Here is a 26,669-nt window from a genome sequence, read left to right on the forward strand (position 1 = left end):
GCCTTCGCTTTTCTGGCTGTCATCCTGAGCGGAGCGAAGGACCCGCTTTTGCCTTCTTCACTATTCACTACTCACTATTCACTGACTTCTAGCCGATAAACTAAACAAGTGGACTCCCTCGCGCTCGCTGCTGAGCTCTTCACCGCACTCCTCACCGCCAGCGGCATCATCTACAGCGCGCTCGCCCTCTGGGCCGCCCGCCGATTCGCCCGCACCCCCGCCCCGCAACCCGATCCCGCCTTCACCCCCGGCATCTCCATCCTCAAGCCCGTCAAGGGTCTCGACCCCCACATGCACGCCGCGCTCGTCAGCCACTGCACCCAGAACTACGCTGGCGAATTCGAGATCCTCTTCGGCGTGAGCTCACTCGACGACCCCGCCGTCCCCGAAGTCGCCCGCCTCCGCGTCGACTATCCCCACATCCCCATCCGCCTCATCGAGTGCCCCGCGCGCCTCGGCCCCAACGGCAAACTCTCCAACCTCACCCAGATGCTCCCGCACGCCACCCACGAGCACATCCTCGTCAACGACTCCGACATCCTCGTCTCCCCCAACTACCTCACCCACATCGCCGCCGCGTTTCAACAAGAGAACACCGGCCTCGTTACCGCACCCTACATCGGCATCGCCTCCGGCACCCTCTGGTCCCGCCTCGAAGCCCTCGGCATCTCCACCGACTTCATCCCCGGTGCGCTCACCGCTCGCGCCCTCGAAGGCGGCCTCCGCTTCGGCCTCGGCTCCACGCTCGCGACCACCAAATCCGCACTCGCCAGCATCGGCGGCTTCGCCTCCCTCACCGACCAGCTCGCCGACGACTACGAGCTCGGCGCCCGCCTCCACCGTGCCGGCTATCACGTCTCCCTCCTTCGCGAGGTCGTCGCCACCTCCATCCCTGCCTACAGTCTCCGCGCCTTCTGCGACCACCAGCTCCGCTGGGCCCGCGGCACCCGCGACTCCCGCCGCGCCGGCTACATCGGCCTCGGCATCACGTATGTCCTCCCCTGGGCCGTCCTCACCGTGCTCGCATCCGGCGGCGCCCTCTGGAGCCTCACCCTCCTCTCCATCGCCCTTCTCGCCCGCATCTCCGTCGCCCTCATCATCGGCGTCGGCCTCCTGCGCGACACCCAGATCCTCCGCGACCTCCTCCTTCTCCCCCTCCGCGACTTCTTCGGCCTCTTCTTCTGGCTCTGGTCCTACGCCTCCGACACCGTCGTCTGGCGCGGCGAACACTTCCGCCTCCACCGCGGCCATCTGCAGAAGTTAGGAAGTTAGGAGTGAGGAGTCAGGAATAGAAGTTAGGAACTCAGGGGTGAGGAGTTAGGTAGAGAAGTCAGGAAGTTAGGGGTGAGGAGTTAGGTATAGAAGCTAGGAAGTTAGGGCTGAGGAGTCAGGAATAGAAGTTAGGAGTTGCTGAGTAGGAGCTGCGAATTTATGACCCGCAATCTCCCGTAGCGTTCCTTAGCGCTCCTTGGCGACCGTTGCGTCAAGGTCTTTGCTTTTGCCCTTGCTTTTCTTTCCGTCATCCGCGAAGGGAATCTGCTCTTGCCTTCGCTTTATTCACTACTCACTACTCACTGACTAACCACTAACCACTTGCCTTACCCCTCAACCTATCCTCCACATCATCCAACTTATCCCCCAGCGCATGCAGCTTCCTCGACAGCGCCTGGATCTCCGACTCCGCCCTCCGGTTCACCTGAAAATCCAGCTCTGATCTCACGCGGTCCTTCGCATCCTGCCGGTTCTGGCTCATCATGATCACCGGCGCCTGGATCGCCGCCAGCATCGACAAGAACAAATTCAGCAGAATAAACGGATACGGATCCCACGCATGCTTCTTGAGCGTGACGTTGATCAGCACGTACACGATCTCAACGAAGAGGAACACGCCAATAAACGTCCACGATCCGCCGAACGACGCCACCTTATCGGCCACTCTCTCGCCCAACGTCTCCGACTCTTCGTACACCTCATTCGGATTCCGCGCCGCGCGCACCCGCACAATCTTTTGCGTGGAATGAATCTCCCGCGCCAGCGCCGTCATCATGTCCAGCCCCGCCATCGGTTTGCTTGTAATCAGTTGCTCAAGATCGTTGCGGTCGATCACCAGGCACTTCGTCGCTTCCATCGCCACCGCCGAAGTCGCATGCGGAGAGTCATCCATCATTGAAGCGAAGCCAAAGAATTCGCCATGATGCGGCTCTGAAAACACAACCTCCTGCCCGTCTTCGTCGAGCAGCGTCACCCGCACCCATCCGCTCATCACGACAAACGCGTTCGCTCCCGGGTCACCGGCCTTATAGATGCGTTGTTTCGCCGCAAACTCACGCTTCTCCACCTGTTGCGCCAGGACAGCCAGCTCATCATCGTCAAGCAAAGAAAACAGCGGCACGGCACGTAGTTCGTCAGCACTGGAAGGCATAGCTCGGATTCCTCGCACTCAGCTTATCGCGGCGCCGACTCCCAACCCTAGGTCAGTTCGCTGACGCCCCGCTAGAATCCCGTCTTTGCCAGGAAGACCATGTCAAATCCGTTGCCGGATGTGGAGAGGTAATTTGTTGCAGAGGAAAGAAACACTACGTAATGGCCGTCTTTGCTGATCTTGGGGTAGTCATTCACTCCGTTGGACTGAACAGCAAATCCGGTGGCATTGCTAACCGAAACTCGAACCGTGCTTGGTGTGCATCCGTCCGGTGCGCCGAAACAGGTGTCACGAACGAAGATATCCTTCCAGCTATTCGGCGTGAACGTATCTCCCGGAACGAGGTTGCTGGCGAGCGATGCGAAAGCGATGAAGCGGCCACTGCCACTGATGCTCGCATTGTTCTGGCTGGCGTTGGCGATCGATCCGTCATTGCCGAGCGATGCTATCACCGTTGACGGCGTACAAGAGGCAGATGAACCATTGCACGTATCCCTGAGATAGACGTTTCCAAGCCCATTGACATTCTGCGCCACCAGGTTGGTGGCCAGCGTCGAAAACGCAAGAAACCGGCCGTCTGAGCTGATCGACGGATTTGAAGAGGTATCGAGTGCCCCACCATTTGCGGGCGCACCAGCCGTTGAAACATCCTGTTGCGAAGTCGTCGGAGTGCACGCTGTCGAAGCTCCGAGGCAGGTGTCGCGTAGAAACAGATCTGGGTTCCCGGCGTTCGCGGTCGAAGGCACAAGGTTCTTCGCGTAGGAAATAAACGAGACGTAGCGGCCGCCCATACTCACGTTTTGATATTCACTCAAGGCGTCAGCGGGGATGCCGGACGCCGATTGAGAGATCAACAGCGTGGAAGACGCACAGCCACTTGGCGCTCCATTGCACGTATCGGTCAGGTAGACATTATTCGTTCCGCTCGCAGTGCCCGTAGAGTTATAGCCGACATATCTTCCGTCGGGACTGAGCGTTGGAAGCCCTCCGCCGGCGGGCTCTCCGTCCAGCAGGTGCGAGACCAGAATCGTACTTGGAATGCAGGCTGCCGTCGCTCCGATGCACGTATCGCGCAGGTAAACGCAATTGTCACCCGCAGCCGCGTAGCAAAACGACGGCTCCCCGGCGACGATGTTTGACGCCTGCGAGTCAAACGCAACATATCGCCCATCATCGCTTACCGACGAATCGCGGCTGTGATTATCAACGGCGCCGCCGTTATACGTCACCGTGATCGGGATTGTGCTCGGCACGCAGTTCGCCGCTGCCCCAATGCAGGTATCGCGCTCGTAGATTTGTTGGTAGCCACTCGTAACGCCCGCGCCCAGATTCGTCGCGGAGGATTGAAAAGACACATATCGGCCCGTTGCGCTGATGGACGGCGCGACCAGGCTGCTGCCATTCGCCGGTGTGCCGTCAGGCGCCGCAGTGATCAGAGCCACCACGCCGGCCGTAGCCGCAGCCGGTGATGCGATTCCAAACGTCAAAGCCGCGGTTGTATACCCGGAAGAAGTGTCATGAATAGTGATCGACGCTGTGCCAGGATTGGCGATCATCGCCGCTGTCACGGATGCACTCATGTCCGTACTCGAACCCAGTTGAGTCGGAAGAGCCGTTCCGTTCCACTGAATCACGCTGCTGCCGCTAAATCCCGTCCCGCTCACAAGAAGAGTGAAGCCCGGTTCGCCCGCGACAACCCACGTAGTGCCCGCCTGCATTGCATTGAAGGGTGCCACCGTAGAAAGCGTGATCGGGTTCGAGCCGTTTCCACCGCCGCCACCACCGCTACCGGCGGAGCTCGAAGTCGCGCAACCGCACAGTGCAAGCCCACTCGCAAACAGCGGACCCAGCCAATGAATTTTCCTGATCATCAATGAGCCCGCAGGGACACGAATCGCCTCGAATGCCCTGTCGACCGTGAATCATAGGTTCTCATCGCCCTCCACACAAGGAACGACGAGCAATCCACCTGGAAATCCGACTGCCCGCCCCTTACCCCCTACCCCTACCGCTTACACCCTCTACCCTCTATCTTCTATCTTCTATCCCCTGCCTACTCCCCAAGTCCCCTCTCGCCCAACGCCCCCAGAATCGCATCGAAGTCATCCACGCCCGAATACTCGATAATCACCTTGCCCTTGCCCTTCTTGTCCTCGATCATCACCTTCAGGCCCAGCTTCCGCCGCAGCCGGTCCTCCGCCTCGCGCACATTCGGATCCACCAAACGCTGCTCCACCAGCTTCACCGGCTTCGCCACCATCTCCGGATTGATAATCCCCTGCACATACTTCTCCGTCGACCGCACCGACAGATTCAAATGCAGCACCTTCCACGCCGCCGTCGAGATCTTCTCCGGCGGAAGCGCCAGCAGCGCCTTTGCATGCCCGAAGCTCAGCGTGCCCGACTCCACGTGCATCTGCACATCCATCGGCAGCTTCAGAAGCCGCAGAAAGTTCCCAATCGAAGGCCGGTCCTTCCCCGTCCGCAGCGACATCTCTTCCTGCGTCATCTTGAACTCCCGGCTTAGTCGCTCAAACGCATGCGCCTGCTCCATCGGGTTCAGGTCCGCACGCTGCAGGTTCTCCACGATGGTCATCTCCATCGCCTGCACATCCGAAACCTCGCGCACGATCGCGGGAATCGTCGCCTTTCCCGCTCGCTGACTGGCCAGCCACCGCCGCTCACCCGTAATCAGCGTGTATCGCCCATTATCGCCCTTGCGTACGATTATCGGCTGCACCACCCCCGACGCCTTGATCGACGCCGCCAGTTCGTCCAGCTTCTCCTCGTCAAAACCCTTGCGTGTCTGGAAAGGGTTCCGATCGATCAGCTCCACCGGAATCTCCAGCGGCTTGCCCTCCGCCACCGGCGCCGCCGCACTCGCGGCAATCTCCACAACCTCCGACGCGGGCTTCGGCCGCGACGGCAGTAAAGACTCCAACCCCCGCCCCAACGCCTTCCGCTTCACATCTCCCGCCACCGCAGTCGCCATAAACATTTCCTTTCCTTACCGAGCCAACCAAAACATCCGTCATCCTGAGCGAAGCCTTCGCGAAGCGGAGGCGCAGTCGAGGGACCCCGATACTCTTCGCCCCTTCACAACCGCCTGGCCCTTTTTGGCCAGGAACCTCTAACTCGCCGCACAGCCGCCGTGGCGTCCCTTTGCGTTTTCCTTTGCGCCCTTAGCGTCAAAGCTTTTGCCTTTGCTCTTACTAACCACTAACCACTAACCACTCGCCCTACTACTCCCTACTACTCCCGCCCGAACGGCCAAACCCTCTTCGCCTTCGGCGTACTTATGATCGGCCGCTCCGCTACCGGAGGTATCTCGTCCAGAATCAGCTTCTTACCCGGTCTCTTCGCCTCGACCCCATGCCGTTTCAGCAGCTCCACCGCCAGCTCCTGGTACGCCTCCGAGCCCTTGGACTTCGGGTCATAAACCATCACCGGCTTCCCATGACTAGGCGCCTCCGCCAGCCGGATATTCCGCGGAATCGTGGTCGTAAACAGCTTGTCGTTGAAGAAGCTCCGCAGGTTCTCCCGGACCTGCTGCGACAGGTTCGTCCGCTCATCGAACATCGTCAGCAGCACGCCTTCCAACCCCAGGCTGGGATTGAACGCCGCCGACACCTTATCCAGCGTCGAAATCAGCTCCGAAATCCCCTCCAGCGCAAAGTACTCCGCCTGCATCGGAACAAGCAGCCGATCCGAAGCCACCAGCGCATTCAGCGTCAACAGATCCAGCGCCGGCGGACAATCCAGGAAAATGAACCGGTACTTCTCCCTTACCGGCTCCAGAGCCTCACGCAGGCGAAACTCCCGCTTCTCCGCCACGACCAGTTCCACATTTGCGCCGATCATGTTCTTCGTTCCGGGAATCAGCGACAGGTTTTCAATCTCCGTCGCGATCGTCGCCTCTTCTGCCGTCGCCTCGCCAACCATCAGGTCGTAGACCGACGAGCGCTCCTCATCCCGCGCGACGCCCAATCCAGCGGTCGTATTGGCCTGCGGATCGCAGTCAATCAGCAGCGTCTTAAGTCCTTGCATTGCAACAGCAGCAGCCAAATTAATAGCCGTCGTGGTTTTGCCGACGCCACCCTTTTGGTTGACGACCGCAATCACGGAGCTGGTTTCAGTTTTCTCGGGGGTCTTCGCGTCGTCCGGCATCTTGTGAGCCTCAGGCTAACAGATGGCTCCCAAATTGTTCCACGTGGAACAATTGGACCAAATTGTGCGTTTCCGGACGCAAATACCTCTTCAAATCTCCAAATCTTGGTGTTTTCGCGGAATAACCCCCCGATATCGCTCCAATTTCGGCTTGTGCACCTTTCGCTGCAGCGGCTTGTAAGCCATATGCCGTGCCCCGCGCAACGTGACTAAAAGCAGCAGTGCCAACACAAGTCCCGGCCCAAGCCACGGAGTATGCATTGCGCGAAGTATCAGCGTCGGAATGTCCGGAAGCTTTGCCGCTAAAGCAAAGTGCTCCGCGCTCGCGGCTCGTGGTGTCGGCGAGGCAGAGTGGATATTCAGGAGAAGAAAAACAACAAAAGACCCAACGGAGCGCACGTCCTGCTCCCGTATTGCGTGATCCGGCTCTATGGCCGGACCATCGGATTTTCAGTGATATCACAGACGCTGGCTGATGAATTGTTCCACGTGGAACAATTTGCCAGATCAGCCGATTGTTCCACGTGGAACAATTTGCCGGATCACCAGACGTCTGTGTTCAGAGGATGGGATTCTCAATTCCTCGGCATCTGTTGCATCGATCTCGCGCCCGACCAGCGCGGCGATCCAGCCACCATCACGGACCCGCTCTGCGGCGTGGTCCATCGCGGTGGGCATCTTCTCGACGGCACGCATGGTTACAGCGTCGAAGCGGCGAGAATCGGGCAACTCTTCAACCCGGCGCGGCCAGACTTCGGCCGTCAGGTTGAGGGTCCGGATGACCTCACGGAGGAAGGCGACCTTCTTGGCTTGGGATTCGGCGAGGGTTACGCGAATCTTCGGGAGAAGCATTTGGATGGGGAGGCCTGGGAAGCCGGGGCCGCTACCGTAGTCGAGAAGCTCGGCGTCAGGGGCTAAGCGAGTTGCAAGGTGCTGGGCGGTGAAGAAGCTTTCGCCGAAGTGGCGCTGGATAATCTCTTCCGGGTCGCGGATGGCGGTGAGGCTGACGCGGGAGTTCCAGCGGATCAGGAGATCCAGGTAATCGGAGACCTGCTGGATGAGCGGGTCGGAGAGTTCGAGCGATGTGAACGGGGTGAGAAGGGCGCGGATCTGGTCGACCGAGAGAGCAGCCATTACTTGCTCTGGAAGCCGGCCTTTTGTTCGGCCTCGCGGACAAGCCGGGCGAATATCGAACGTGAGGCCTGGCTGATTTCGGTGCTGCGCTCCGGATGCCACTGGACCGCCAGGAAGAACCAGGGATCGTTCGGATCGTAAGGGGCTTCGATGGCTTCGATGACGCCGTCTTCGGGGCAGCGGGCGACGATGCGCATTCCGGGCGCGGGCTCGGCGATGGCCTGGTGGTGGCTGGAATTGACGGGAAGACGCAGGAATCCGTCGTGTGGGGAAGTTTCGTCTTCTGAGAGCAGCGAGCCGAGGAGGCTTTCGCGGGAGATGTCAGCGGTATGGGCGACGGCGACCTTGCTGCCGGCGGAGTGGTTGACGGGCAGCGGAAGCAGGTCCTGGACGAGCGAGCCGCCGCGGAAGACGTTCAGGGATTGGAGGCCGTAGCAGATTCCGAGGACAGGGAGGCGATGGCGCTCGGCCTCTTCGAGAAGAGTCCAGTCGGTCGTCTCACGATATTCATCTGCTTTGTTCGTGGCTGCGTCAGGCTCCGCGCCGTAGCGGGAGGGCAGAACGTCGGCGGGGCTGCCGGGGAGCAGGATGCCGGAGCAGGAGCGCGCGGTTTCGCGGAGGTCGCGTGGGGTGGTGGAGGGGTCGATGCGGACGGGCTCGCCCCCGGCGGCTTCGATGGCGGCGGCGTAGGTGGGCCAGGAGCGATTGTTGTACTCGGGATTACTGCTGGTCGGGATGGGAATCGCGATCCGGGCGCGGGGCATGAGTTTATTTTCTCACTTGGCGGACGGCGGCTGGAGGGAGTGAATAGTGAGTAGTGAATAGTGAATAAGGCAAAGGCAACAGCAGGTCCTTCGCTCCGCTCAGGATGCCAGAAAGAAAGGCAAAGGCAAAAGCTGGATAGCGCTCAGTTTTCAGTTGCCAGTTAGAGGCAAGTACGAAGGGACTCGATTCCGGCAACGTAGGTATAACTGTTATACCTAAGTCAACCCTGGAGGAAGAACAGCCCTATGAAGAAAACGGCTAGCCGGAAGAAGGCCGTAAGTGCCCATGCGATCGCCAAGATGGCCGACGGGGTCGCAGCGTGTCGCGCTTCTTCACGAACAAAGGGAAGATGATGCGACCCGTGCAGAGGGTTAACGTAGACTTCACGGCGGAGATGCTGGATGAGTTGGACGCCGAGGCCACACAACTGAACATCAGCCGCCAGGCGGTGATCAAGTCGCTACTTCGGCAGGCGCTCGATCAGCATTATGTGGCTGTCGCGAGCCGGGCAAAGCGGGCGTAAGGCGAGTGGACTGGTCGTCGGTACGCTGGAGAGCGAGGCGACGTGAAATCCTGCGAACCCACATCTCGATACGAGCGATGTGGAGCACCCGGCGCCCGGCTGCCACCGGGCCTGCGGCTGGGTCGGTCAGGGGAGCGGCGGCTCGTCTGCGTTCTCCCGCCCGAAGAAGTGATCGAGTCGCAATTCAGTCGGTAGCTGTATATCCACGGAAGCGATTCTTCTAATTCTTCGGATGATCGCGATCGCTTGTAGTTTGCGCTTATCCATTTCTCTCTGTTTTTCGGGAGGAAGGCAGCACGCAGTCCGCTCTCGGTTCTGAATTTGGAAGCGCTGAATCTCGTCGATTGCGGCTACTAGCTGCAGTGAATCGATTTGGAGGCCATGGTCACGCAACTGTGGCATAAGGGAGTTGATTGTTCCAATCGCCTCTCCGAGAGAGGAATACATCGCGTCCAAATCCAGCTCTGATCGACTCGCCGCGAAGAGGGCTCGTCGATTACAAGCTCTAATGATTTCGCGGGCGACCTGTCTGTCACTCGCACTAATCTGGTCATTTGGGACTCGTGCTTGCGGCGGGCCGAGTTTCTGCAGAATCATGCGGTAAATGGTGTCGATCGTGCGGCCTTTCAGATCAACGTACGCGATAACGTCAGGCAATCCAGGTAGCTTCGCCTCGTCCGTGCGAAGGCAAAGTAGGTAGCCCTGCTTTTCCCTCATAAAACGCGACAGGGCGTTTTGCCGCTCCAAGTTGGTCCATGACTTACGTATATAGTCGTCGGAAACGATCACCAGACAGAAACGCGCTTGTTCGCTGTACACGTTGGCTAGTTTGATCGTCAGATCGGTCCCCCAAATGTCTGCCCCTTCATACTCGTCATAGAAGATGGAGTACCCAGAGGAGTCAAGCCTGTCCGCGAATTCTTCCGCAAGGGTGCGTTGCTCGCCGGCGAATGAGATGGCTAGATCGTACTTTGGCATCGGGCTTCTGCCTCAGCTGTTGAGTTGGTACGAAGCCTATCACGCAGCGCGTGCCCAACATCTCGGGTATCGAGATGTGAGTTTGTAAGATGGCAGGCTTGGCCGGATGACGGTTGGGCTCGCGGTGCGGGTGCGGGCATTATCACTTCGTGACGTCCTCCTGCTATCGTCGGCAGCCGCACCTGGCAGATGTCACTGCGCTCAGCGTAGGGGGCTTAAGGCAAACGCAAAAAGCAGATCCTTGGCTCCGCCCCAGCGAGCTCGCCGCGGACTCCGGTTTGGGGATGACAAACAAGCAAAGCAAGAGCAAGAGCCGGGCGGATCCGGTGTGGGCGACGAGCATGTTGCTGGGTTCGAGGAAGGCAATTCAGTCGTTTCGCTTCGCTCCACTCCGGCCTTCGGCAGAGCGGAAGCGCTGCGCGCGGCGGTCTATGGCACGACTGAAGTCGTGCCCTTAACGAGGCGGCGGTCTATGGCGCGGAAATCTTGGCTGAAGCCCAAGGCTATCGAGCCGTGCCTCGACGAGGCGAAGACGAAGGTAAAAGCAGATTCCCTGTGGGAATGACAGACAAGAAAAAGCAGGGGCGAGAGCGTTTCTTGCTGGAGCAGGACTCCGCGGTCGCGCCTGTTCAGATGGTTTCGGGGGTCCTTCGACTTCGCGGCTGACGCCGCTTCGCTCAGGATGACGGCGTCAGGGGGTAAACAGGGACCAGGGGCGGGTGGTCTCGTCGAGGGCTGAATAGGGCGAGCATTTTGCTGAGTTCGAGGAAGGCAATTCAGTCGTTTCGCTTCGCTTCCACTCCGGCCTTCGGCAGAGCGGCAGCGCTGCGCGCGGCGGTCTATGGCACGACTGAAGTCGTGCCCTTAAGGACACGGTGGCATAGGGCACGGAGACCCTGGGCTGAAGCCCAGGGCTACCAGTTGCGCGCTTAACGAAGCGGCGGTCTATGGCACGGAGACGCCGGCTAAAGCACAGGGCTGCCAGTTGTGCCCTTAACGACACGGCGGAATATGGCACGGAGACGCTGGGCTGAAGGCCAGGGCTGCCAGTTGTGGCCTTACCGAGACGATTGCTGGTGGCACGGAGATCCGGGGCTAAAGCCCACGGCTATCCAGCCTGCCCGACGAGGCACAAGCAAAGGCGAGAGCAAAGGCGGATCTTCACTCCGCTGAGGATGGCGGAAAGCAAAGGCGAGAACAGAAGTAGATCCCTTTCTCCACCCCAGCGAGCGAACCCGCCTGGACTCTGATCCGGGATGACGACAAGAAAAGCAAAGGCAAACGCCGGATAAGGTTTGTGGCTGGGAAGGGATCAGCGCTTGCAGATGTCCGAAAGAATTCGGGGTCCTTCGGGTGCGCGGCTGACGCCGCTCCGCTCAGGATGACGGCGTTATGGGGGGACGCGGGAAGGATTTGGAAATACATGCAAGCGCGGCCTACTTCACGCGCTCCCAATACAACTTGTAAGTCGCACCCTTGCGCAACACCGCGCCGCCGTTGCCGTCTTCGCACGGAATCAGCACCATGCGATCGTCGCCTTGAAACTCCACCCAGCGCACATGATGCCGGGCGCGCAGGTCCGGGTAAGAGCTGTCTTCAACGTGGTGCGTCACCGTTCCGGCAGCGTCGTCCACGGTATACGTGCCGTAGTAGCTGAAGTAGCCGTCGAAAGCGGCTACCTTTTCCGCGGTGGTGCCGGCCGCCAGCCCTCGTGCAAATGTCTTCCGTCCACCTCGGTTCGCAATCTGCACCGACATGGTTCCCGACGGGTCGTAGATGAGCAGACCCGTCGGGTGATCGTAGAAGCCGGGCAGCCCCGGCGGCTGGCCCTCAACCGACACCAGCTGCCACGCGCCCACAATCTTCCTCGCCAGTTGAGCGTTCGTGCCCTGGGGCACGGCGTCAGGCACAGCAAGGAAAAACATCACCACGCAACAGGCAATAACTCGTCGCATGGGAACCGAGTATAAGGTTCGATTCAGACAAGGCTAACGACTGAATTGACGAGTAATTGCCGGGTTGGTTATGCGGCGCGGGATTGCGTCGCTGATCCGCTGAGCACGTCGATAATCTTCTGCGAGAAGGCGGGGATGTCGTCGGGCTTGCGGCTGGTGATGAACTGGCCGTCCTGGACGACCTGCTGGTCGACCCAGTTGGCGCCGGCGTTTTTGAGGTCGGTGTGGACGGATGGCCATGAGGTCATGGTCTTTCCACGGACTAGGTCTGCTTCGACAAGCATCCACGGGCCGTGGCAGATGGCCGCGATTGTTTTGCCGGTTTGCGCGAATCGCTTCACGAACGAGACTGCATCCTGATCCATGCGCAGCTTGTCTGGGTTGATCTGGCCGCCGGGCAGAACGAGCGCGTCAAACTGCGCGGGATCGGCCTCGGCGACTAGACCGTCGACCTTCACCTTTTTGCCCCAGTCGGTCATGTCCCAGCCCTTGATTTCTTTGGGGGTTTTCTCGACCGAGAGCACGGTGACGGTCGCTCCGGCCTTTTCGAGATTTTTCTTGGGATCGATCAGCTCTGACTGCTCGAATCCGTCGGTTGCCAGGATCGCGATCCTCTTGCCGTCGAGTTGTTTGCTCATGTGTTCCTCCGGGGGCCTCGTCAGGCACAACCGTTAAGATGCGTCCAAGCAGAGATGAAGAAGGCTGGGGGCACGATTCGTGTTGGTACGGCGGGATGGACGCTGCCGAAGCAACATGCGCAGCACTTTCCTGAGAGCGGCACGCATCTCGAACGTTGCGCGCAAGGGCTGAACTGCGTTGAGGTTAACTCGAGCTTTCATCGGCCGCATCAGCAGAAGACGTGGGAGCGGTGGGCGCGATGCACGCCGGAGGATTTTCGTTTCTCGGTGAAGCTGCCGAAGGCGATCACTCATGAGGCGAAGCTCGAGAATTGTGGAGCGCTGCTGCAGCAGTTTTTTGAGGAGGTGCGCGGGCTGGGCGAGAAGCTTGGGCCGGTGCTGGTGCAACTTCCTCCGAAGCTGGAGTTTGACGAGGGATTGGCGCAGGATTTTTTTACGACGATACGCGAGCTGCATCCGCAGGAGGCGCAGAGTGGGTTCATTGCGCTGGAGCCGCGGCATGCGAGCTGGTTCACGGCTGCGGTGGGGCGGGTTCTGCGGGGGTTCGAGATTACGCGTGTGGCGGCGGACCCGCCGAAGGGGTCGGCGGCGGCGGCGACGCCAGGTGGATGGCCGGGGTTGTGTTACTGGCGGCTGCATGGGCAGCCAAGGACGTACTACTCGGCGTATGAAGCTGCGTTTCTGCGGGGGTTTGCGCGGAAGGTGCGGGAGGCGAGCTGTGCGGAGCAGTGGGTGATCTTTGACAACACGGCGCTGGGGCATGCGACGGGGAATGCGCTGGAGTTGGTGAAGGAGGTTAGGGAGTTAGGGGTGAGGAGTTAGGGATGAGGGGTTGAATAGTGAGTAGTGAATAGTGAATAAGGCAAAGGCAAAGGCAAAGGCAAAGGCAAAGGCAAAGGCAGAGGCAAAGGCAGAGGCAAAGGCAAAGGCGAGGGCAAAGGCGAGGGGAAAAGGCGAGGGCGGCGAGGGCGGCGTGGCTCGCAGAACGAGGCGTTGACAAGTGGGGATGGTGTGGCTAGGCTGTTCTGCCTCAGGCCCCAAAACCATTTGATTGAGGAGAGCTCTATGAAGAGAATCCTGTGTGTTGTGCCCGCGCTGGTGATGGCGGTTGTGGTTCCGTGCGCGATGGCGGCGCACACTCATGCTCCTACGCCGAGCACGTGGGAGCTCAACGTTGGCGAGAGCGAGTGGGGCGGCGGCCCCGCGATGAAGTCGGACAGAATGGTCATACTGACCGACACGGACAAGTGGCTGAAGTGGACGGACGTGACGGTGGATGGTGATGGGAAGACGATGAAGACGTCGTGGAGCGGGCCGCAGGATGGGACGATGAAGCCGATTGTGGGAATGGCGGGCGCGAAGGCGGGCTTCAAGACGGCGGATGATTCGTCGCACTGGGAGATGCCGGATGGATCGACGTCGGACTCGACCCTGGTGATGACGCCGGATAAGAAGAAGGTGACGATCACAGCGACGATCAAGAGAAAGGATGGCAAGGAGTATCACCAGGTGTATGTCTACGATCGCGTGAAGTGAACGGATCGCGTGAAGTGAATTTGTGTTGGTGAAACAGAAAGGCCCTGCGCGCATGGTGCGGCGGGGCCTTTTTTCGTGTGGAGTGGTGAGGTTAGGTCGTCTGCTGCGGCGCAGGTTCTTTCGGCCTGGGTAGCAATGCTTTCACGATGAGCCACGCGCCGAGCGAGATCAGCACGCCGCGAATCATCAGCATGGAGTTGAAGTTCCAGCCGAAGGCGGCGAAGGTGATGACGACGCCGACCATGTAGATTTCGCCGAAGAATCCCTGCAGCCAGTGCGGGCTTTTGCCAGCGGCTGCGACCTGCGGGGTGGGCGAAGGTAGAAAGCGCGGCACGGCCTTGCGGTATTGCACGTATGACTCGCCGAATTGCTGGGTGAGGAAAGGTTCTTCGGCGAGCGCGAGGCGCACTTGAAGCAGCCAGATGAGCGCGACGCAGAAGATGGCCCCGCTGGGCGGCATAAGGATGGCGAGGCCGATGATGTGGAGGATTGTGCCTAGATAGAGCGGGTTGCGGGTGCGGCGATACGGGCCGTCGGCGAGCATGGCGTCGCCGTGCATCGCGCGCGACTGCACGATGCTGGCGCCGACGTAGGACGCGCCCCAGATGCGCAGCCAGGCGCCGAGCGTGACGAGCACGATCGCGATGATGAGGATGAGATTGGTGGCGGCGACGAAGGACAGCAGGCCGGTGCGCGACAGCAAGGACGACAGCACAAGCCACGTGCGGATGCGCGTCCAGCCGAGTGGCTCGCACCAGGGCGCCCAGAAGCCGAGGCAGATGATAACGGCGTGGAGAAGGAAGCGGAACTTGTATTCGAACTTTGTTGCAGCCATCAGAAACTATCTACTTTCATGTCATTGTCGTTTGCCGGCGCGGCGCGCTGTGCGACTGCGCTGAGCTTGTCGACGCTGGCGGGCGCGGCTTCGTTTTTGTAGACGACGCCGGATTTCATCACGAAGCTCACATGCTGGAGCGTGCGGATGTCCTTGAGCGGATCGCCGCTGACGGCAATCACGTCGGCCCACTTGCCGGGCTCGAGCGAGCCGACTTTGTCGGTCCAGCCCATCAGGTCGGCGGCATTCAGCGTCGTGGTCTTCAGAGCTTCGAGCGGCGTCATGCCGTACTGGTTCACGTAGACGTCAAGCTCGTGCGCGTTGAGACCATGCGGATAGACCGCGGCGTCTGTGCCCATCGCAACCTTCACACCCATCTGGATCGCATGCTTGTGATTGGCCTTCATCGCCGCGCCGACGTCCTCCATCTTCTGCTGATAGAACGCGGGCAGCTTCATGTTCTCGCGCATCCAGTCGACGAGATACGCGGTCGGCACGAGGTACGTTCCATGCTTCTTCATCATCGCAATATCTTCGTCGTTGATGTAGCTGCCGTGCTCGATGGAGTCAACGCCGGCTTCGCTGGCCCACAGGATCGCCTGCGATCCATGCGCATGGGCGGCGACCTTGCGGCCAAGACGGTGCGCGTCGGCGACGATGGCCTGCATCTCTTCGAGCGTGTACTGCGAGGCCTGCGGATCATCGCCCTTGGAGAGTACGCCGCCGCTGGCGCCGATCTTGATGAGGTCGGCACCGTACTTAATATTGTTGCGGACCATGTGCTGCACGGCGGGGATCCCGTCGGCGACGCCCTCGGCCTGCCAGTGATACTGCTCGGGGAGCAGGTTCTCATCCATGTGCCCCCCGGTGATGCCTAGCGGCGGACCGCTCACCTGCATGTGCGGTCCGGGAATGTGCCCCGCGTTGATCTCATCGCGCAGCGCGACGTCGGTCCACCCGCTTGCGCCGACATTGCGTACGGTGGTGAAGCCTGCTTCGAGCGTGGTCTTCGCGTTCTCCACGCCGATGATCGCTTCCTTGCCGGGCGTCATCGACAGCTCGAAATAAGGGTCGAAGTCGGTGGCCATCGTCAGGTGCGTATGCACGTCGATCATCCCTGGCAGCACGGTGTACTGCGCGAGGTCGACGACGCGATCACCGGGCTTCGCGGGTGTGTCGGAGTTTTTCGCGAGGCCAACGATCTTGTCGCCCTGCACGATGACGGTCTCGTCGGGCAGTTCGTTGCCGGTGTGCACATCGATGACGTGCCCGGCACGAATCAGCGTACGGCCGGCGGTCGGCTGGAAACTCGGCTGCGCCCCGTTCTGCGCACCCGCGCTCGCTGCAAACAGCAGAAGCCCGCACCACAGAACACGTCTGCGCATCGACTCACCTCATTCGTTAAGTTGTCACTAGTCTAGCGATTCGGCTGGTTGCTGACGATCTCTTTTCCGCCGCCCTTCGCAATCACGTATACCGGCCCGTTCACCTGCGGAAGCTGGTTCGGCGGATCGGTCAGCGACTGCCAGAGGAAGATTCGCTGCGAGCCGGACCATTTTTCCGCAAAGGTCTCGGGCGTCTCAAAGATCTTTGGCGCGTCCGGGAAGAAGCTTCCGTACCAGAGGTTCGAGCTGCGGCCTTCGAGGATGTGGATGTCGGCGCGGTGCAGATAGAAGCCCAGCGTCGAGCCCGATTCATATTCGCCGTGAATGGCGACCATATCCTGCGGGCGCACCTGCGGAGCGATTTTCTCCGCGAGCTGCGCGGAACTGATCACCGGCGCGAAGATCACGAGACCCATGTGCGCGGCCAGCAAAAACCCGAAGGCACCCGCGGCCATCGCGCAGTTTGCGTGGACTGGGCGTGCACGCTTGCGCAGCAGCAACGATGCCAGAGGACCGCCGACCAGACTGAGTGCAGCGATGATGAGCGGCAGGCGAAACAAGCCCAGAGCGTCCGCATTCAGGTCGAGGAAGTGGCCCATGCTCATCGCGTAGTCGCCGGGGTGCTCACTGAGCAGCGATGCGAGATCGACATTTCCTCTCGGCGTATGCGCATGCAGCAACACACCGGCCGCGGCAACCGCAAACAGCAAACCGAGGATCAGAAGAACCTCTGTCGCGTGAATCGCCGCCTGCCCTGCCTTGATCATTCCGAGTCCCTCATCAGGGCGCAGGCCCATCGTGAGAATCACGGTCTTGGAGGGGTCCTTCTTTGAGCGGCGCGGCTTGAAGTGATCCACCCACGCGAGCCAGCCTGCGCCGAGCACGGCCATGGCGGGGAACGCGGGCAGGACGTAGTACTCCTGCCGGGTGGACAACAAAAAGAACAGGAGAACAAATGCGGCCCACACGACGAGTAACAGGCGCGCGCGCATCTTCAGCGGAAGATCGTGCCGGCGGAACTGGCCGCGCCATTTCTCGGAACGCACGGGCAGCGCCCAGCCGGCGGCTTTAAATCCGAACGCGGACCACGGCATCATCCACACCAGGCACAGGCCCCAGAAGAGCAGCAACGGGACGGTGTCGTAGTCGTGCGGCACGCGCAGATTCAGATACCGCAGCACGTGCTCGTTCATGAAGTAGAACCAGAACCAGCCGCGCACGTTGCCGTCGGTGGGCAGCGGCACCTGCCAATGCCCGTGTGCGAAATGGAATGGCGTTGGATGACCCTGGGTCGGATTCGCCAGGCCCGCGAGCACATGCCACGGCGCAGCGATCACGAGGAATACGAGGAGCGAACTCCACGGATGCAGCTCTCTGGACCGCGTGCAGGCTCGCTTCCATCCGCGCGTCAACAGCAAATAGATGACGACAGTGGCGACCGGAAACACTACGCCGATCAGGCCCTTGGTCAGCACATTCAGAGCGCAGCTTGCGGCGAAGCCCCAGCAATACCAACGCAGCGCACGCTCACCGGCCGAATGCGCGGGCCACGCGTCCAACTGTTCTGTGCACCAGAAGCACCACAGTGCGAGTGTGATCCAGAGACACACCATCGCATCCGGAATCGTGATGCGCGTGAAGATGAAGATTCCGAAGCTCGAGAGCAGAATCAGCGCGGCGTAAAGCCCCGCGTTTGCAGAGCGAAACATCCATCGGGCGAAGCTCTCGCAGAGCAGCGCGAGCGCGAGCACGGCAAAGGCCAGCGGAAGCCTGACGGCAATCGTCGAAGCAACTGCGCCGGTCAGGCCGAGCGCGCCGAATATTTTCAGACAGGCCGCCATCGACCAGTAGAGCAGCGGCGCCTTCTCGAGATAGCGAATGCCATTCGCATAGAGCGTCACGTAATCGTGGCGCAGCAGCATCTCTCGCGCCACTTCGGAGTGCACGGAGTCGGCGTCGTCCAGCAGCGGCGGCCGCAGCAGCGCGAAGCTCGCATAAAACGCCGCCCATAGCAGCACGATCCACAGCAGCGTCCCGCGCGCGCGCTTCGGTGCGGTCAGTGCCTGCTCGTTTGTCTTTGCTTCAACTGCATCAGCCACAGTTCAAGTCTAGAGGGTAGAGGGTAGAGGGTAGAGGGTAGAGAAAACAGAGTGTAGAGGGTAAGGGGTAGGGGCAGAAGGCAAGAATCGACTCTCTACTCTCTACTCTCTACCCTCTGTTCTCTCATCCCGTACACTCAACCCGTGCCCTCGATGCGTCCCATTGCCGCCGGCCGCGCGCCTGAGCTTGTGCAGCTTGATGCTGCCGCGAAGCCCGGTCCGCCAGCGGAGTTCATCTACGACGACTGGTATCCCGCGCTGCGCACGGACACGCTGCGCGAGCCACGCACGACCACGCTGCTGAACATTCCGCTGCTGGTCGGGCGCAAGCGCGACGGCGCGCTGTTTGCGCTGCGCGATTTGTGCCCGCACCGCGGCATTCCGCTGTCTGCGGGATGGTTCGATGGCGAGACCGTCCAGTGCAAATACCACGGCTGGCGGTTCGAGCCCTGCACGGGCCAGTGCGAAGAGATCCCCTCGCTGACATCGCACGACGGGCTCGAGCCAACAAAGATTTTCGCCAACGCGTTTCCGGTGGTCGAGCGCGACGGCTACGCCTGGGTCTATATTCCTGCACCCGGCGCTGGACGCATAACCGCGGCCGATGCATCGCTGCCGCCGATCCCGGATCTGCCGAAGTTCACGAAGCGCTTCCGCACGTCACACCTGTCGGCGGATCTTCCCTGCAACGTAGACCACGGGATCATTGGCCTGATGGATCCTGCGCACGGGCCGTTTGTGCATCGCGCGTGGTGGTGGCGCTCGGCGGCGAGCATCCACGAGAAGACCAAGCGCTTTGAGCCGATCATTACGGATGGCGATCACGACGGCTTCCGGATGTCGCCGCACGCGCCGAGCTCGAACTCCGCGCCATACAAACTACTCGGGCGGCCGGTAACGACGATCGACTTCACGCTGCCCAACCGCCGCACCGAGACCATCGTCGCCGAGAATCCGCGCGACAAATCCAAGGCTCCGCGCTGGTTTTCGTCGCTGACGACGGTCACGCCGATCACGCCGTCCACCTGCCGGATCGACGTCGTCGCCGCCTGGAACATCGGCTACTATATTCCCTTCGTTACCTCGCTGGTGCGCTTCTTCGGCGCGCGTTTTGTGGAGCAAGACCAACAGACGATGGTGGAGCAGGCGCGCGGCTTGCGGTCGAACCCAGGGCTGATGCTGATCGACGACGCGGACAAGCCGGCCAAGTGGTACTTCGCGCTGAAGCAACGACGGCTGACCGGCGCGGGCGCGCATCCGCTCGATGGACCGATCGAATTGCACTGGCGCAGCTAACGCGCAGAAAAGATTCCTTCGCCCGGCGACTGAACATCGCCTATAAAAATTTCTCTGGCATCGCGACATTCCGGCGGTACCCTTGTGCGCAATCAGCACGAACCCACGCCCCGGGTGCCAAAATGATCCTCCGCCGAGCCCTCCCGCTTCTCCTTTGCGCTCTGGTCGCAATCCTCGTCACCGGCTGCGGCGCGACCCCGAATTTATCGCACCCTACCCCTGTCGGCGGACAGCGGAGCGGCATCGTGCACGGCGGCCAGCAGCCTGTCGCGGGCGCGAGCATCCAGCTCTATGCGGTCGGCACCACCGGCAACGGTTCCGCGGCGACGCCGTTGCTCACCTCGACCGTCACGTCGGACGCGAGCGGCAGCTTCACGATCACGGGTCTTTACTCGTGCACGGGCGCCACGCAGGTGTACATCGTCGCGACGGGCGGCAACCCCGGCGTCTCCACCGCGAACCCCGACATCGCCCTGATGGCTGCTATCGGCTCCTGCTCCAGCCTCGCATCCTCCACCTTCATCAACATCAACGAGCTCACCACCGTCGCCGCGGTCGCCACGCTCGCGCCGTACATGCAATCCGCAACGAACGTCGGCGCCTCTGGCCCCGATAACCAGCTGTTCTACGACTTCATCCTCGCCAACCAGTTCGTTGACATCGCCACCGGTACATCACCCGGCGCCAGCGCCCCCTCCGGCTACATCGTCCCGACCGCAGAGCTCAACACCCTCGCCGACATCCTCTCCGCCTGCATCAACTCCACCGGCGGCACTGCCGGCGATGGCTCGCTCTGCGGTCAGCTCTTCTCCCTCGCCACCGTCAGCCCCAACCCCGCGCCCACCAATACCATCTCCGCGCTCATCAACATCATCGACAATCCCACGCAGAATGTAAGTTCGCTCTACTCCCTCGTTCCACCCACCCCGCCCTTCCAGCCCACGCTCACCTCGGCGCCGTCCACCTTCCAGATGGCCCTCACGCCTCCCGCCGGCGGCACCGTTCTCCAGGTCACGCCAACCTCTGCGACCTTCCCCGCCACCGTCGTCGGCTCCTCCTTCACGTCCCCGGCCGAAAGCTTCACCCTCACCAACAACAGCTCCCAAAGGATCACCGTGAGCTCCGTCTCTGTTACCGGCGCCTCCGGTGCCACCTTCAACCCTTCGCAAGATTGCGGCGGCGCGCTCGACCCCGGCGGAAGCTGCTCCTTTACCGTCACGGCGACACCCACAGAGGTCGGGCCCGACTCCGGCACACTCAACATCAACTCCTCTGTATCCCTCACGGCTCTGACCGTCCCGCTCTCCATCACCGGCCTGGCGCCCGGCAACAGCACCGCAACCCTCTCCCCCAGCTCCACCACCTTCAACATCTGGGGAGCCAACGCGGACTTCATCCTGGCCAACACTGGCAGCACGGTGTTGAACGTCGGCTATCTCGGCGCTAACAACACCGGCACCCAGCAGAATGGGTACAGCTACACGCTTTCCAGCGACAACTGCACTGCTCCCATTCCCGCCGGATCCTCCTGCACCTTCGGCCTTCAGAACCAGCTCACCGCAGCCTGGTCCAGTTACCAGAATCTGCCCTCCGGAGTCACCGGCCAAGCCTATGTTCACGACGACACCTACGCCGATGGCGGATTCCAGACAGCCAGGATAGTCACGAACACCGGCTCGATCCTCCTCCAGAACAACGTGGTGAACGGCACCGTCTCCTTCCCGCCGAACCAGGTCGGCTACAGCCAGACCGCCGCCATCGAGCTCGCGAATGTCAGCACCCAGATCGTCGGCGGCAATCCCGCTACCGTAGTCAGCGGCTCGCCCGCCGCGTCTCTCACCATCGGCGGCGCCAACCCCGGCGACTTCTCCGTCTCCGCCGTCACCACCTCCGTCAGCCCTAATCCATCCACGTCCTGCCCCGGGGGCACCTCCGTCTGCAACATCACCGTCACCTTCGACCCCACCGCCGCCGGCACCCGCACCGCCAAGCTCTCGCTCGACTCCGGCGGCTCCTCCACCGGTCAGTACATCCTCCTCACCGGAACCGCGGTCGGCTCCGGCCCGTCCTTTGCTACCAGCCCCGCGGCGTCCAGCGGCCTTTCCATCACCAGCTTCCTTCCCGTCAACACTGATCCCAAGGTCATCAGTAACGACACCGTCGTGGTCACCAACACCGGAACGACCACTCTCACCCTTACGGCGGTCTTCACCGGGGGCGAGCCCTCCCGCTTCGTCGCTGACGTAAGCCAATGCCGCTCCGTGGCCCCGCAGGCTACCTGCACCGTCACCGTGACCCCCTCGTCCTTGTTGCTGGGCAGCTACGGCGCCACCCTCGTCCTGGCCGACGCCGCCTCTTCGGCCTCCGCCACACTCGGTGTCAGCAGCCGAACCTCGAACTGGATACCCACCGCCTCGCTGCCCTCTGTCTACACATTCCCCTCCCAGGCCGTAAACACCACCAGCGCCCCCGTGTCCTTCACCGTGTCCGATCCGAACGGCTACCCCATCGGCGATCCAATCACCCTTTCCCTTCCCGCCAACAGCAATTTCACCCTGCCCGTCGGCACCTGCCCAGCCGGCCCACAGGTCTGCACGCTCTCGGTCGCCTTTTCGCCCCACACCACCGGCGCCATCCAGGAGAATCTCCTCATCACGGACTCTGTAACCGGAGCCAGCTCCATGGTCACGCTCAAGGGAACCGCCACGCCTTAGAACCTGAATCCTTCTCACGCACACCCGCTTGACAAAATCGGCCTCCGGGACGGGCGCCCAAATTCAGGACCCGCCTTCCTTGTGCCCGGGCCCGCAGAGTAAGGTCCGGACCTAAGCCCAGGTTTATGAGTATTTTGCGCAAAATAAGGGGGAGGGGGGGTACCCTCCCATTCCCAACTCAAACTCCTCGGCGCATCATAAGTACCATGCAGAGCTCACCATCCGCAGCTCCGGTGGAACAACTGCGCGAAAACGCCAAGCGTCTCGAGGCTGCGCTGTCCGTGGGGCTGGCGAACCCGACCATCAAGGCCGTCCACGAACTGCGGTCTTCCACCCGGCGCGTCGAGGCCCAGCTCGCGCTGCTGTCCACGGTGCACGGTCTTCCCCCCTGGAAGCCTGAAGCCGAAAAACTTCAGCGCCGGCTCGACAAGCTGCGCCGCGTGGCCGGCAAGGTCCGGGACTGCGACGTCCAGGAGAAGCTCTTGAAGGATCAGGACAAGGCCATGCGCTCCGCACCCGAGGCGCCAACGGGCGTCGTCGACAAGGCGCAGGACAAGCTGCGCAAGAGAATCACGAAGAACAGGCAGCGCAGAGAGCGCAAGCTGCTCGCTGCAATCGAGCGGCAGCTGCCCAAGCTGGCGCGCGAGACCGAAGCGGTACTCGCGTCGCTCAAGCCTGCCGCCGAGCATCAGGTTCCGGTCAGTCACCTGCTGGGCTCCATCGAGAGCCAGATGGAACACATGCTGCAGTCGCGAGAGCGGGGCGAAGAGCATTTACACGACCTGCGCAAGGCGGCCAAGCGCGCGCGCTACCAATGCGAGAGCCTGCCCGGCCCGCAGGCCGCCGCGATGGCCAAGCGCCTGGAGCAGTTGCAGGACGCGGGTGGAAGCTGGCATGACCTGCTCGATCTGGCGACAGTCTGCCATGAGGAGCTCGGCCCGGAACATCCACTCGCACGCATTCTGGAACATCTTCGCGACGAACATCTCGACGACTTTCTGGCTGACGTGGAAGACTTCCGCAACGGGCATCCACACCGGCAGACCAGCGCAGCGAAGCCCAAGGCGCAGAAGCGAGCTGCCCCTGGTTTGGGGAGAGCGGCAGCGAAGGGCAGACGTCGGCTGCGGGCGAAGTAGATCGAAGCGTCACGGTACGATAACGGCATGCGCGTCGGCCTCTTCGGCGGAACCTTCGATCCACCGCATCTGGGCCATCTCGCAGTTGCCCGCGCGGTGCGGGATCGATTCGCGCTGGATCGCGTTCTGCTGGCACCGGCCGGAGTTCAGCCGCTCAAGCCCGGCGGCGCGCAGGCGTCTTTCGCTGACCGCCTGCGCATGGTTGAGCTGCTCTGCGATGGGTGTAAAGGCATCGAAGCATCGGCGATTGATGCGCCGCGACCGGACGGCTCTCCGAACTACACGATCGATACGCTTCACCGGCTGTGCGCGGAGCTGCCGGCAGCGGAGATCTTCGTCGTCGTGGGCGCGGATGCGTTCCTCGGCATACGACGATGGAAGAGTCCGGAGGAGCTGCTGCGCGAGTGGCGGTGGATTGTGGTGAGCCGGCCTGGGTTCGATATGGCGGCGCTGGATTCGCTGGGGCTCACGCCGGCGCAGCGCGCTCAGGTAGAGACGCTCAGCGACTTCGCCAATCCGGCGAGCGCGACGGAGATTCGCGACCGGCTGCACGAGGGTGAGGGCGACGACGAAACAGCGACGGATCTGGTACCCGCGAAGGTTCTGGAGTACATCAAAACGCACCACCTGTACGGAACATGAGGCGAATGGCGCTCGAGTTCGCCAGGCTAGCATCAGGATCGCTACGCCCGGCATCGAAATTCGCTGCGCTGGCTTCGAAATTCGCTACGCTGGAATGAGAGGAAACTGATGGCGACAAACGAGACCAACCGGATGCTGGCAGCGGCAGCCGCGGCCTGCGAGGACAAGAAGGCTGAAGACATTCGAATTCTGGCACTAGATCCGGCCGAGAGCGGCCTGACTGATTACTTCCTGCTGTGCAACGGAACTAACGAGCGGCAGAACGTGGCGATCGCGGATGAGATTGAGCTGCGCATGAAACGCGACTTCAACACGCTGGCCAACTCGGTCGAGGGCCGGCGGCAGGCGGAGTGGATTCTGCTGGACTATGTGGACTTCATCGTGCACGTGTTCTCGCCGGAAAAGCGCGCGTTTTATGGCCTGGAGCGGCTGCGCAAATCGGCGACGACGCTGAGTGTGGAAGACCTGAACGCGGAGATCAAACAGCACATCGCAAGCGCGCGACAGAAAAAGTCGGCCGCGACGGCCAAGAAGGCAGCGAAGAAAGCGTTGCCGAAAACCGCGGCGGCGAAGAGGCCACCGGCGAAGAAGACTCCTGCAAAGAAGGCTGCCGTCAAAAGCGCTGCGAAGAAGAGTGCGACGAAGAAGAGCAGCAAGCGAACGCGCTAGCGATTCACTCGCTGCTGCCTCCGCAGTTCAGGGCTTTGCTGCGGGGGATGCGGCCTTCGCCTGATCCACCTTGGCCTGGGCTTTTGCGGCGAGTGCGCGCTTCTGTTCATCCTGATCCGGGCGCGGCGGACCGTAGGCTGTCCAGTCGCCGACCGGAATGTCCTGCGGAACAACGCGCAGGCTCATCGTTGAGAACACGGGCGCGCTGCCTTCCTGCGTGGCGCGAATGACGAGGCGGTAGGTGCCGGGCGCCATCTCGGCCGTCTGGAAGACGTGGCCGGTGACGAAGTTGCCTGCAGGATCTGCGTTGGACGGGTCGACCGTTTCGTCAGACTCGTCGATGGGCTTGCCGCCGGTGACAGGGGAGCCGTAAAGGTAGTGGAGCTGGATCGGCGCAGTCTTTGGCTTGCCGGTCGCGTCCTTCGGGACCCAGAGCTGGAAGACGACAGGAATGCGATCACCGGCGTGCAGCGTGAGGGTACCGACGGCGCGCGGACTGAAGCGAACATCGGCGACCGAGAACGGCAATGTGCTGCCGTCATCGCGAACAGGATTGCCGTTATAGACGAATGGCTCGGAGATTCCGAGCGCGGTGGTCGAGGGCTGCGGGACGACCACGGTCTCTAGCGTGCGGTGCGCCGCGAGAGTGAGATTGTTGGTGAGGGTCGACTGAACGATGTAGCGGCCGGGAACGAGAGGAAAGCGGTCCTCGGCGGCGAACGGCTTCTTGCGCCCGACGTCGGCCTGATCCGGCTGCAACCTGCCAGTGAGGACAACGAAGTCGTCATAAACCGGCGTGCCGGACTCGGTGGTGATGTGGTTCTGCAGCGTGAGGTCGTAGCCGAGCGTCTTGTCCTTGCGCTGGCCGATGATGGTGGCGTCGGGCTCGGGGAACTGGACCAGATAGTTGACGCTGCTCAGGCCGCGTCCATCGCGCGAGACCGTGTAACCGACGTGGGGCGTGTTGGCGGTTGTGACGATGCTCGCCGTCACCTTCTCCTGATGGCGGCGGAGCGCGAGCTGCTGCTTCTCGAGCTCGTTGTCAGGGAGGCCGCGAATCGTGGAGAGCAGTTGGTCAGACTGCATGCTGGGCGAGTAGTTGCTGAGGTCGACGGGCTCGGTTGGGATCAGTGAAACGGCGAGGCGTGCTACCTCGTCGCCGAGGGATTTCTGGATGGACTTCAGAGCGCGGTCCTGGTTGTTGAGGTCCTCCAGGCCGGTGGTCAGGCGCGCTGGGCCGTCGAGGTAGGGCGAGTACAGAGTGTAGGGTTCACCGGCGCTGCGGCGGTAAAAGACGATGTAAAAGTACGGCGGAAGCGCGGGTGTCGGCGACTGATAGAACCACACGATCAGCGGACGCACATTGCGCGCGTTCGGATAGGTTGTGATCTGCTGGGGCGCGCCGAGCACGATGTAGATGTGGCCTTGGTCGGTGCGCCATCCGTTCTGCACCTCGGAGTTGCCATAGTGCTCATTGGCGTAGGCGAGGCGGCGATAGTGCTCTTCCTTGAAGGTGTTGATCTCGGAGCCGGGGGTTGGATTGCGCGCGTCCCAGAACGAGCGAATGAACGAATCCCGCTCGGCGTCTGTCTGGAGGGTGAGGAACTGCGCCCGCTCATCGCTCTCGATGATGTAGGGGACCTCTTCGTTGAGCCAGTGTTTGTAGCGTTCTGGCAGCTTCTTTTCCGCCCCCCGCTGAGCCGAGGCCAAACCAGTGAGAGTGACGGCGAAGAGCAGGACGAAGAGGAGGGAGATGCGGAAGCGCAAGAATGGTG

The 26,669-nt window shown here is 61.6% G+C and carries 23 protein-coding genes; 10 read left to right on the top strand and 13 right to left on the bottom strand.

Annotation, left to right across the window (positions count from 1 at the left end; genetic code table 11):
• Positions 1-108: 108 nt before the first annotated feature.
• A complete protein-coding gene (gene hpnI, locus VGU25_10375; protein HEV2577604.1) occupies positions 109-1,272 on the top strand; it encodes a bacteriohopanetetrol glucosamine biosynthesis glycosyltransferase HpnI in 1,164 nt (387 codons plus the stop codon).
• 313 nt (positions 1,273-1,585) lie between these two features.
• Here hpnI and VGU25_10380 read toward each other — a convergent pair whose 3' ends face one another.
• The 6 genes from VGU25_10380 to VGU25_10405 form a co-directional block, all read right to left on the bottom strand.
• On the bottom strand, positions 1,586-2,422 hold the full coding sequence (locus VGU25_10380; protein HEV2577605.1) for a DUF1003 domain-containing protein: 837 nt from the start codon (positions 2,420-2,422) through the stop codon (positions 1,586-1,588).
• Between the two features lie 71 nt (positions 2,423-2,493).
• Positions 2,494-4,293: a hypothetical protein gene (locus VGU25_10385; protein ID HEV2577606.1), complete on the bottom strand. Its 1,800-nt coding sequence runs from the start codon at positions 4,291-4,293 to the stop codon at positions 2,494-2,496.
• Positions 4,294-4,475: 182 nt separating this feature from the next.
• On the bottom strand, positions 4,476-5,414 hold the full coding sequence (locus tag VGU25_10390) for a ParB/RepB/Spo0J family partition protein (protein HEV2577607.1): 939 nt from the start codon (positions 5,412-5,414) through the stop codon (positions 4,476-4,478).
• Between the two features lie 260 nt (positions 5,415-5,674).
• Entirely contained in the window at positions 5,675-6,589 is a 915-nt protein-coding gene (locus VGU25_10395) for a ParA family protein (GenBank protein ID HEV2577608.1), read from the bottom strand.
• 507 nt (positions 6,590-7,096) lie between these two features.
• The gene (rsmG, locus tag VGU25_10400) at positions 7,097-7,723 is read right to left on the bottom strand and encodes a 16S rRNA (guanine(527)-N(7))-methyltransferase RsmG (GenBank protein HEV2577609.1); all 627 of its coding nucleotides are present in this window, start codon (positions 7,721-7,723) and stop codon (positions 7,097-7,099) included.
• Complete coding sequence (locus VGU25_10405; protein HEV2577610.1) at positions 7,723-8,487, bottom strand: gamma-glutamyl-gamma-aminobutyrate hydrolase family protein; 765 nt, start codon at positions 8,485-8,487, stop codon at positions 7,723-7,725. The genes rsmG and VGU25_10405 overlap by 1 nt, the downstream gene beginning before the upstream one ends.
• 350 nt (positions 8,488-8,837) lie before the next feature.
• Between VGU25_10405 and VGU25_10410 the strand changes: the two genes are divergently transcribed.
• Positions 8,838-9,011, top strand: a complete 174-nt coding sequence (locus tag VGU25_10410) for a ribbon-helix-helix protein, CopG family (protein HEV2577611.1) — start codon at positions 8,838-8,840, stop codon at positions 9,009-9,011.
• A gap of 126 nt (positions 9,012-9,137) precedes the next feature.
• Here VGU25_10410 and VGU25_10415 read toward each other — a convergent pair whose 3' ends face one another.
• From VGU25_10415 to VGU25_10425, 3 genes are all read right to left on the bottom strand, one after another.
• Positions 9,138-9,989, bottom strand: coding sequence for a TIR domain-containing protein (locus VGU25_10415; protein HEV2577612.1), 852 nt, complete (start codon positions 9,987-9,989; stop codon positions 9,138-9,140).
• 1,436 nt (positions 9,990-11,425) lie between these two features.
• Positions 11,426-11,944 (bottom strand): lipocalin-like domain-containing protein, encoded by a 519-nt coding sequence (locus VGU25_10420; GenBank protein HEV2577613.1) that lies wholly within the window; start codon positions 11,942-11,944, stop codon positions 11,426-11,428.
• Positions 11,945-12,012: 68 nt separating this feature from the next.
• Positions 12,013-12,582 (bottom strand): type 1 glutamine amidotransferase domain-containing protein, encoded by a 570-nt coding sequence (locus tag VGU25_10425; protein HEV2577614.1) that lies wholly within the window; start codon positions 12,580-12,582, stop codon positions 12,013-12,015.
• Positions 12,583-12,636: 54 nt separating this feature from the next.
• Between VGU25_10425 and VGU25_10430 the strand changes: the two genes are divergently transcribed.
• The 3 genes from VGU25_10430 (at position 12,637) to VGU25_10440 (ending at position 14,118) form a co-directional block, all read left to right on the top strand.
• Positions 12,637-13,404: a DUF72 domain-containing protein gene (locus tag VGU25_10430; protein HEV2577615.1), complete on the top strand. Its 768-nt coding sequence runs from the start codon at positions 12,637-12,639 to the stop codon at positions 13,402-13,404.
• Between the two features lie 31 nt (positions 13,405-13,435).
• On the top strand, positions 13,436-13,579 hold the full coding sequence (locus VGU25_10435) for a hypothetical protein (protein ID HEV2577616.1): 144 nt from the start codon (positions 13,436-13,438) through the stop codon (positions 13,577-13,579).
• A 68-nt stretch (positions 13,580-13,647) separates the two neighbouring features.
• Positions 13,648-14,118 carry a hypothetical protein gene (locus tag VGU25_10440; GenBank protein ID HEV2577617.1) on the top strand — a complete coding sequence of 157 codons (471 nt, stop codon included), beginning with the start codon at positions 13,648-13,650 and terminating at the stop codon, positions 14,116-14,118.
• A gap of 91 nt (positions 14,119-14,209) precedes the next feature.
• Here VGU25_10440 and VGU25_10445 read toward each other — a convergent pair whose 3' ends face one another.
• The 3 genes from VGU25_10445 to VGU25_10455 are packed head-to-tail and all read right to left on the bottom strand — an operon-like array spanning position 14,210 to position 18,437.
• On the bottom strand, positions 14,210-14,953 hold the full coding sequence (locus tag VGU25_10445; protein HEV2577618.1) for an isoprenylcysteine carboxylmethyltransferase family protein: 744 nt from the start codon (positions 14,951-14,953) through the stop codon (positions 14,210-14,212).
• Positions 14,953-16,338 carry an amidohydrolase family protein gene (locus tag VGU25_10450; protein HEV2577619.1) on the bottom strand — a complete coding sequence of 462 codons (1,386 nt, stop codon included), beginning with the start codon at positions 16,336-16,338 and terminating at the stop codon, positions 14,953-14,955. Before VGU25_10450 ends, VGU25_10445 begins: the two co-directional genes overlap by 1 nt.
• Positions 16,339-16,370: 32 nt before the next feature.
• Positions 16,371-18,437: a phospholipid carrier-dependent glycosyltransferase gene (locus VGU25_10455; GenBank protein ID HEV2577620.1), complete on the bottom strand. Its 2,067-nt coding sequence runs from the start codon at positions 18,435-18,437 to the stop codon at positions 16,371-16,373.
• Between the two features lie 153 nt (positions 18,438-18,590).
• On the opposite strand from VGU25_10455, the gene VGU25_10460 reads away from it, so the two are divergent.
• The 5 genes from VGU25_10460 to rsfS all read left to right on the top strand — a co-directional run bounded on the left by VGU25_10460 (position 18,591) and on the right by rsfS (position 24,894).
• The gene (locus VGU25_10460) at positions 18,591-19,733 is read left to right on the top strand and encodes a Rieske 2Fe-2S domain-containing protein (protein HEV2577621.1); all 1,143 of its coding nucleotides are present in this window, start codon (positions 18,591-18,593) and stop codon (positions 19,731-19,733) included.
• A gap of 122 nt (positions 19,734-19,855) precedes the next feature.
• Positions 19,856-22,447: a choice-of-anchor D domain-containing protein gene (locus VGU25_10465; GenBank protein ID HEV2577622.1), complete on the top strand. Its 2,592-nt coding sequence runs from the start codon at positions 19,856-19,858 to the stop codon at positions 22,445-22,447.
• A gap of 233 nt (positions 22,448-22,680) precedes the next feature.
• Positions 22,681-23,583, top strand: a complete 903-nt coding sequence (locus tag VGU25_10470) for a CHAD domain-containing protein (protein HEV2577623.1) — start codon at positions 22,681-22,683, stop codon at positions 23,581-23,583.
• Between the two features lie 27 nt (positions 23,584-23,610).
• A complete protein-coding gene (nadD, locus tag VGU25_10475) occupies positions 23,611-24,225 on the top strand; it encodes a nicotinate (nicotinamide) nucleotide adenylyltransferase (protein ID HEV2577624.1) in 615 nt (204 codons plus the stop codon).
• A 108-nt stretch (positions 24,226-24,333) separates the two neighbouring features.
• Positions 24,334-24,894 (top strand): ribosome silencing factor, encoded by a 561-nt coding sequence (gene rsfS / locus VGU25_10480; GenBank protein ID HEV2577625.1) that lies wholly within the window; start codon positions 24,334-24,336, stop codon positions 24,892-24,894.
• Positions 24,895-24,921: 27 nt separating this feature from the next.
• Here rsfS and VGU25_10485 read toward each other — a convergent pair whose 3' ends face one another.
• On the bottom strand, positions 24,922-26,661 hold the full coding sequence (locus VGU25_10485) for a GWxTD domain-containing protein (GenBank protein HEV2577626.1): 1,740 nt from the start codon (positions 26,659-26,661) through the stop codon (positions 24,922-24,924).
• Positions 26,662-26,669 lie beyond the last annotated feature (8 nt).

The organism is Acidobacteriaceae bacterium (assembly GCA_035944135.1).
Taxonomy (GTDB): Bacteria; Acidobacteriota; Terriglobia; order Terriglobales; family Acidobacteriaceae; genus Granulicella.

Coding starts and splice junctions, on each gene's coding strand:
- VGU25_10380 (HEV2577605.1), bottom strand. CDS start 2,422: ATGCCTTCCAGTGCTGACGAACTACGTGCCGTGCCGCTGTTTTCTTTG.
- VGU25_10385 (HEV2577606.1), bottom strand. CDS start 4,293: ATGATCAGGAAAATTCATTGGCTGGGTCCGCTGTTTGCGAGTGGGCTT.
- VGU25_10390 (HEV2577607.1), bottom strand. CDS start 5,414: ATGGCGACTGCGGTGGCGGGAGATGTGAAGCGGAAGGCGTTGGGGCGG.
- VGU25_10395 (HEV2577608.1), bottom strand. CDS start 6,589: ATGCCGGACGACGCGAAGACCCCCGAGAAAACTGAAACCAGCTCCGTG.
- rsmG (HEV2577609.1), bottom strand. CDS start 7,723: ATGGCTGCTCTCTCGGTCGACCAGATCCGCGCCCTTCTCACCCCGTTC.
- VGU25_10405 (HEV2577610.1), bottom strand. CDS start 8,487: ATGCCCCGCGCCCGGATCGCGATTCCCATCCCGACCAGCAGTAATCCC.
- VGU25_10410 (HEV2577611.1), top strand. CDS start 8,838: ATGATGCGACCCGTGCAGAGGGTTAACGTAGACTTCACGGCGGAGATG.
- VGU25_10415 (HEV2577612.1), bottom strand. CDS start 9,989: ATGCCAAAGTACGATCTAGCCATCTCATTCGCCGGCGAGCAACGCACC.
- VGU25_10420 (HEV2577613.1), bottom strand. CDS start 11,944: ATGCGACGAGTTATTGCCTGTTGCGTGGTGATGTTTTTCCTTGCTGTG.
- VGU25_10425 (HEV2577614.1), bottom strand. CDS start 12,582: ATGAGCAAACAACTCGACGGCAAGAGGATCGCGATCCTGGCAACCGAC.
- VGU25_10430 (HEV2577615.1), top strand. CDS start 12,637: ATGAAGAAGGCTGGGGGCACGATTCGTGTTGGTACGGCGGGATGGACG.
- VGU25_10440 (HEV2577617.1), top strand. CDS start 13,648: ATGAAGAGAATCCTGTGTGTTGTGCCCGCGCTGGTGATGGCGGTTGTG.
- VGU25_10445 (HEV2577618.1), bottom strand. CDS start 14,953: ATGGCTGCAACAAAGTTCGAATACAAGTTCCGCTTCCTTCTCCACGCC.
- VGU25_10450 (HEV2577619.1), bottom strand. CDS start 16,338: ATGCGCAGACGTGTTCTGTGGTGCGGGCTTCTGCTGTTTGCAGCGAGC.
- VGU25_10460 (HEV2577621.1), top strand. CDS start 18,591: ATGCGTCCCATTGCCGCCGGCCGCGCGCCTGAGCTTGTGCAGCTTGAT.
- VGU25_10465 (HEV2577622.1), top strand. CDS start 19,856: ATGATCCTCCGCCGAGCCCTCCCGCTTCTCCTTTGCGCTCTGGTCGCA.
- nadD (HEV2577624.1), top strand. CDS start 23,611: ATGCGCGTCGGCCTCTTCGGCGGAACCTTCGATCCACCGCATCTGGGC.
- rsfS (HEV2577625.1), top strand. CDS start 24,334: ATGGCGACAAACGAGACCAACCGGATGCTGGCAGCGGCAGCCGCGGCC.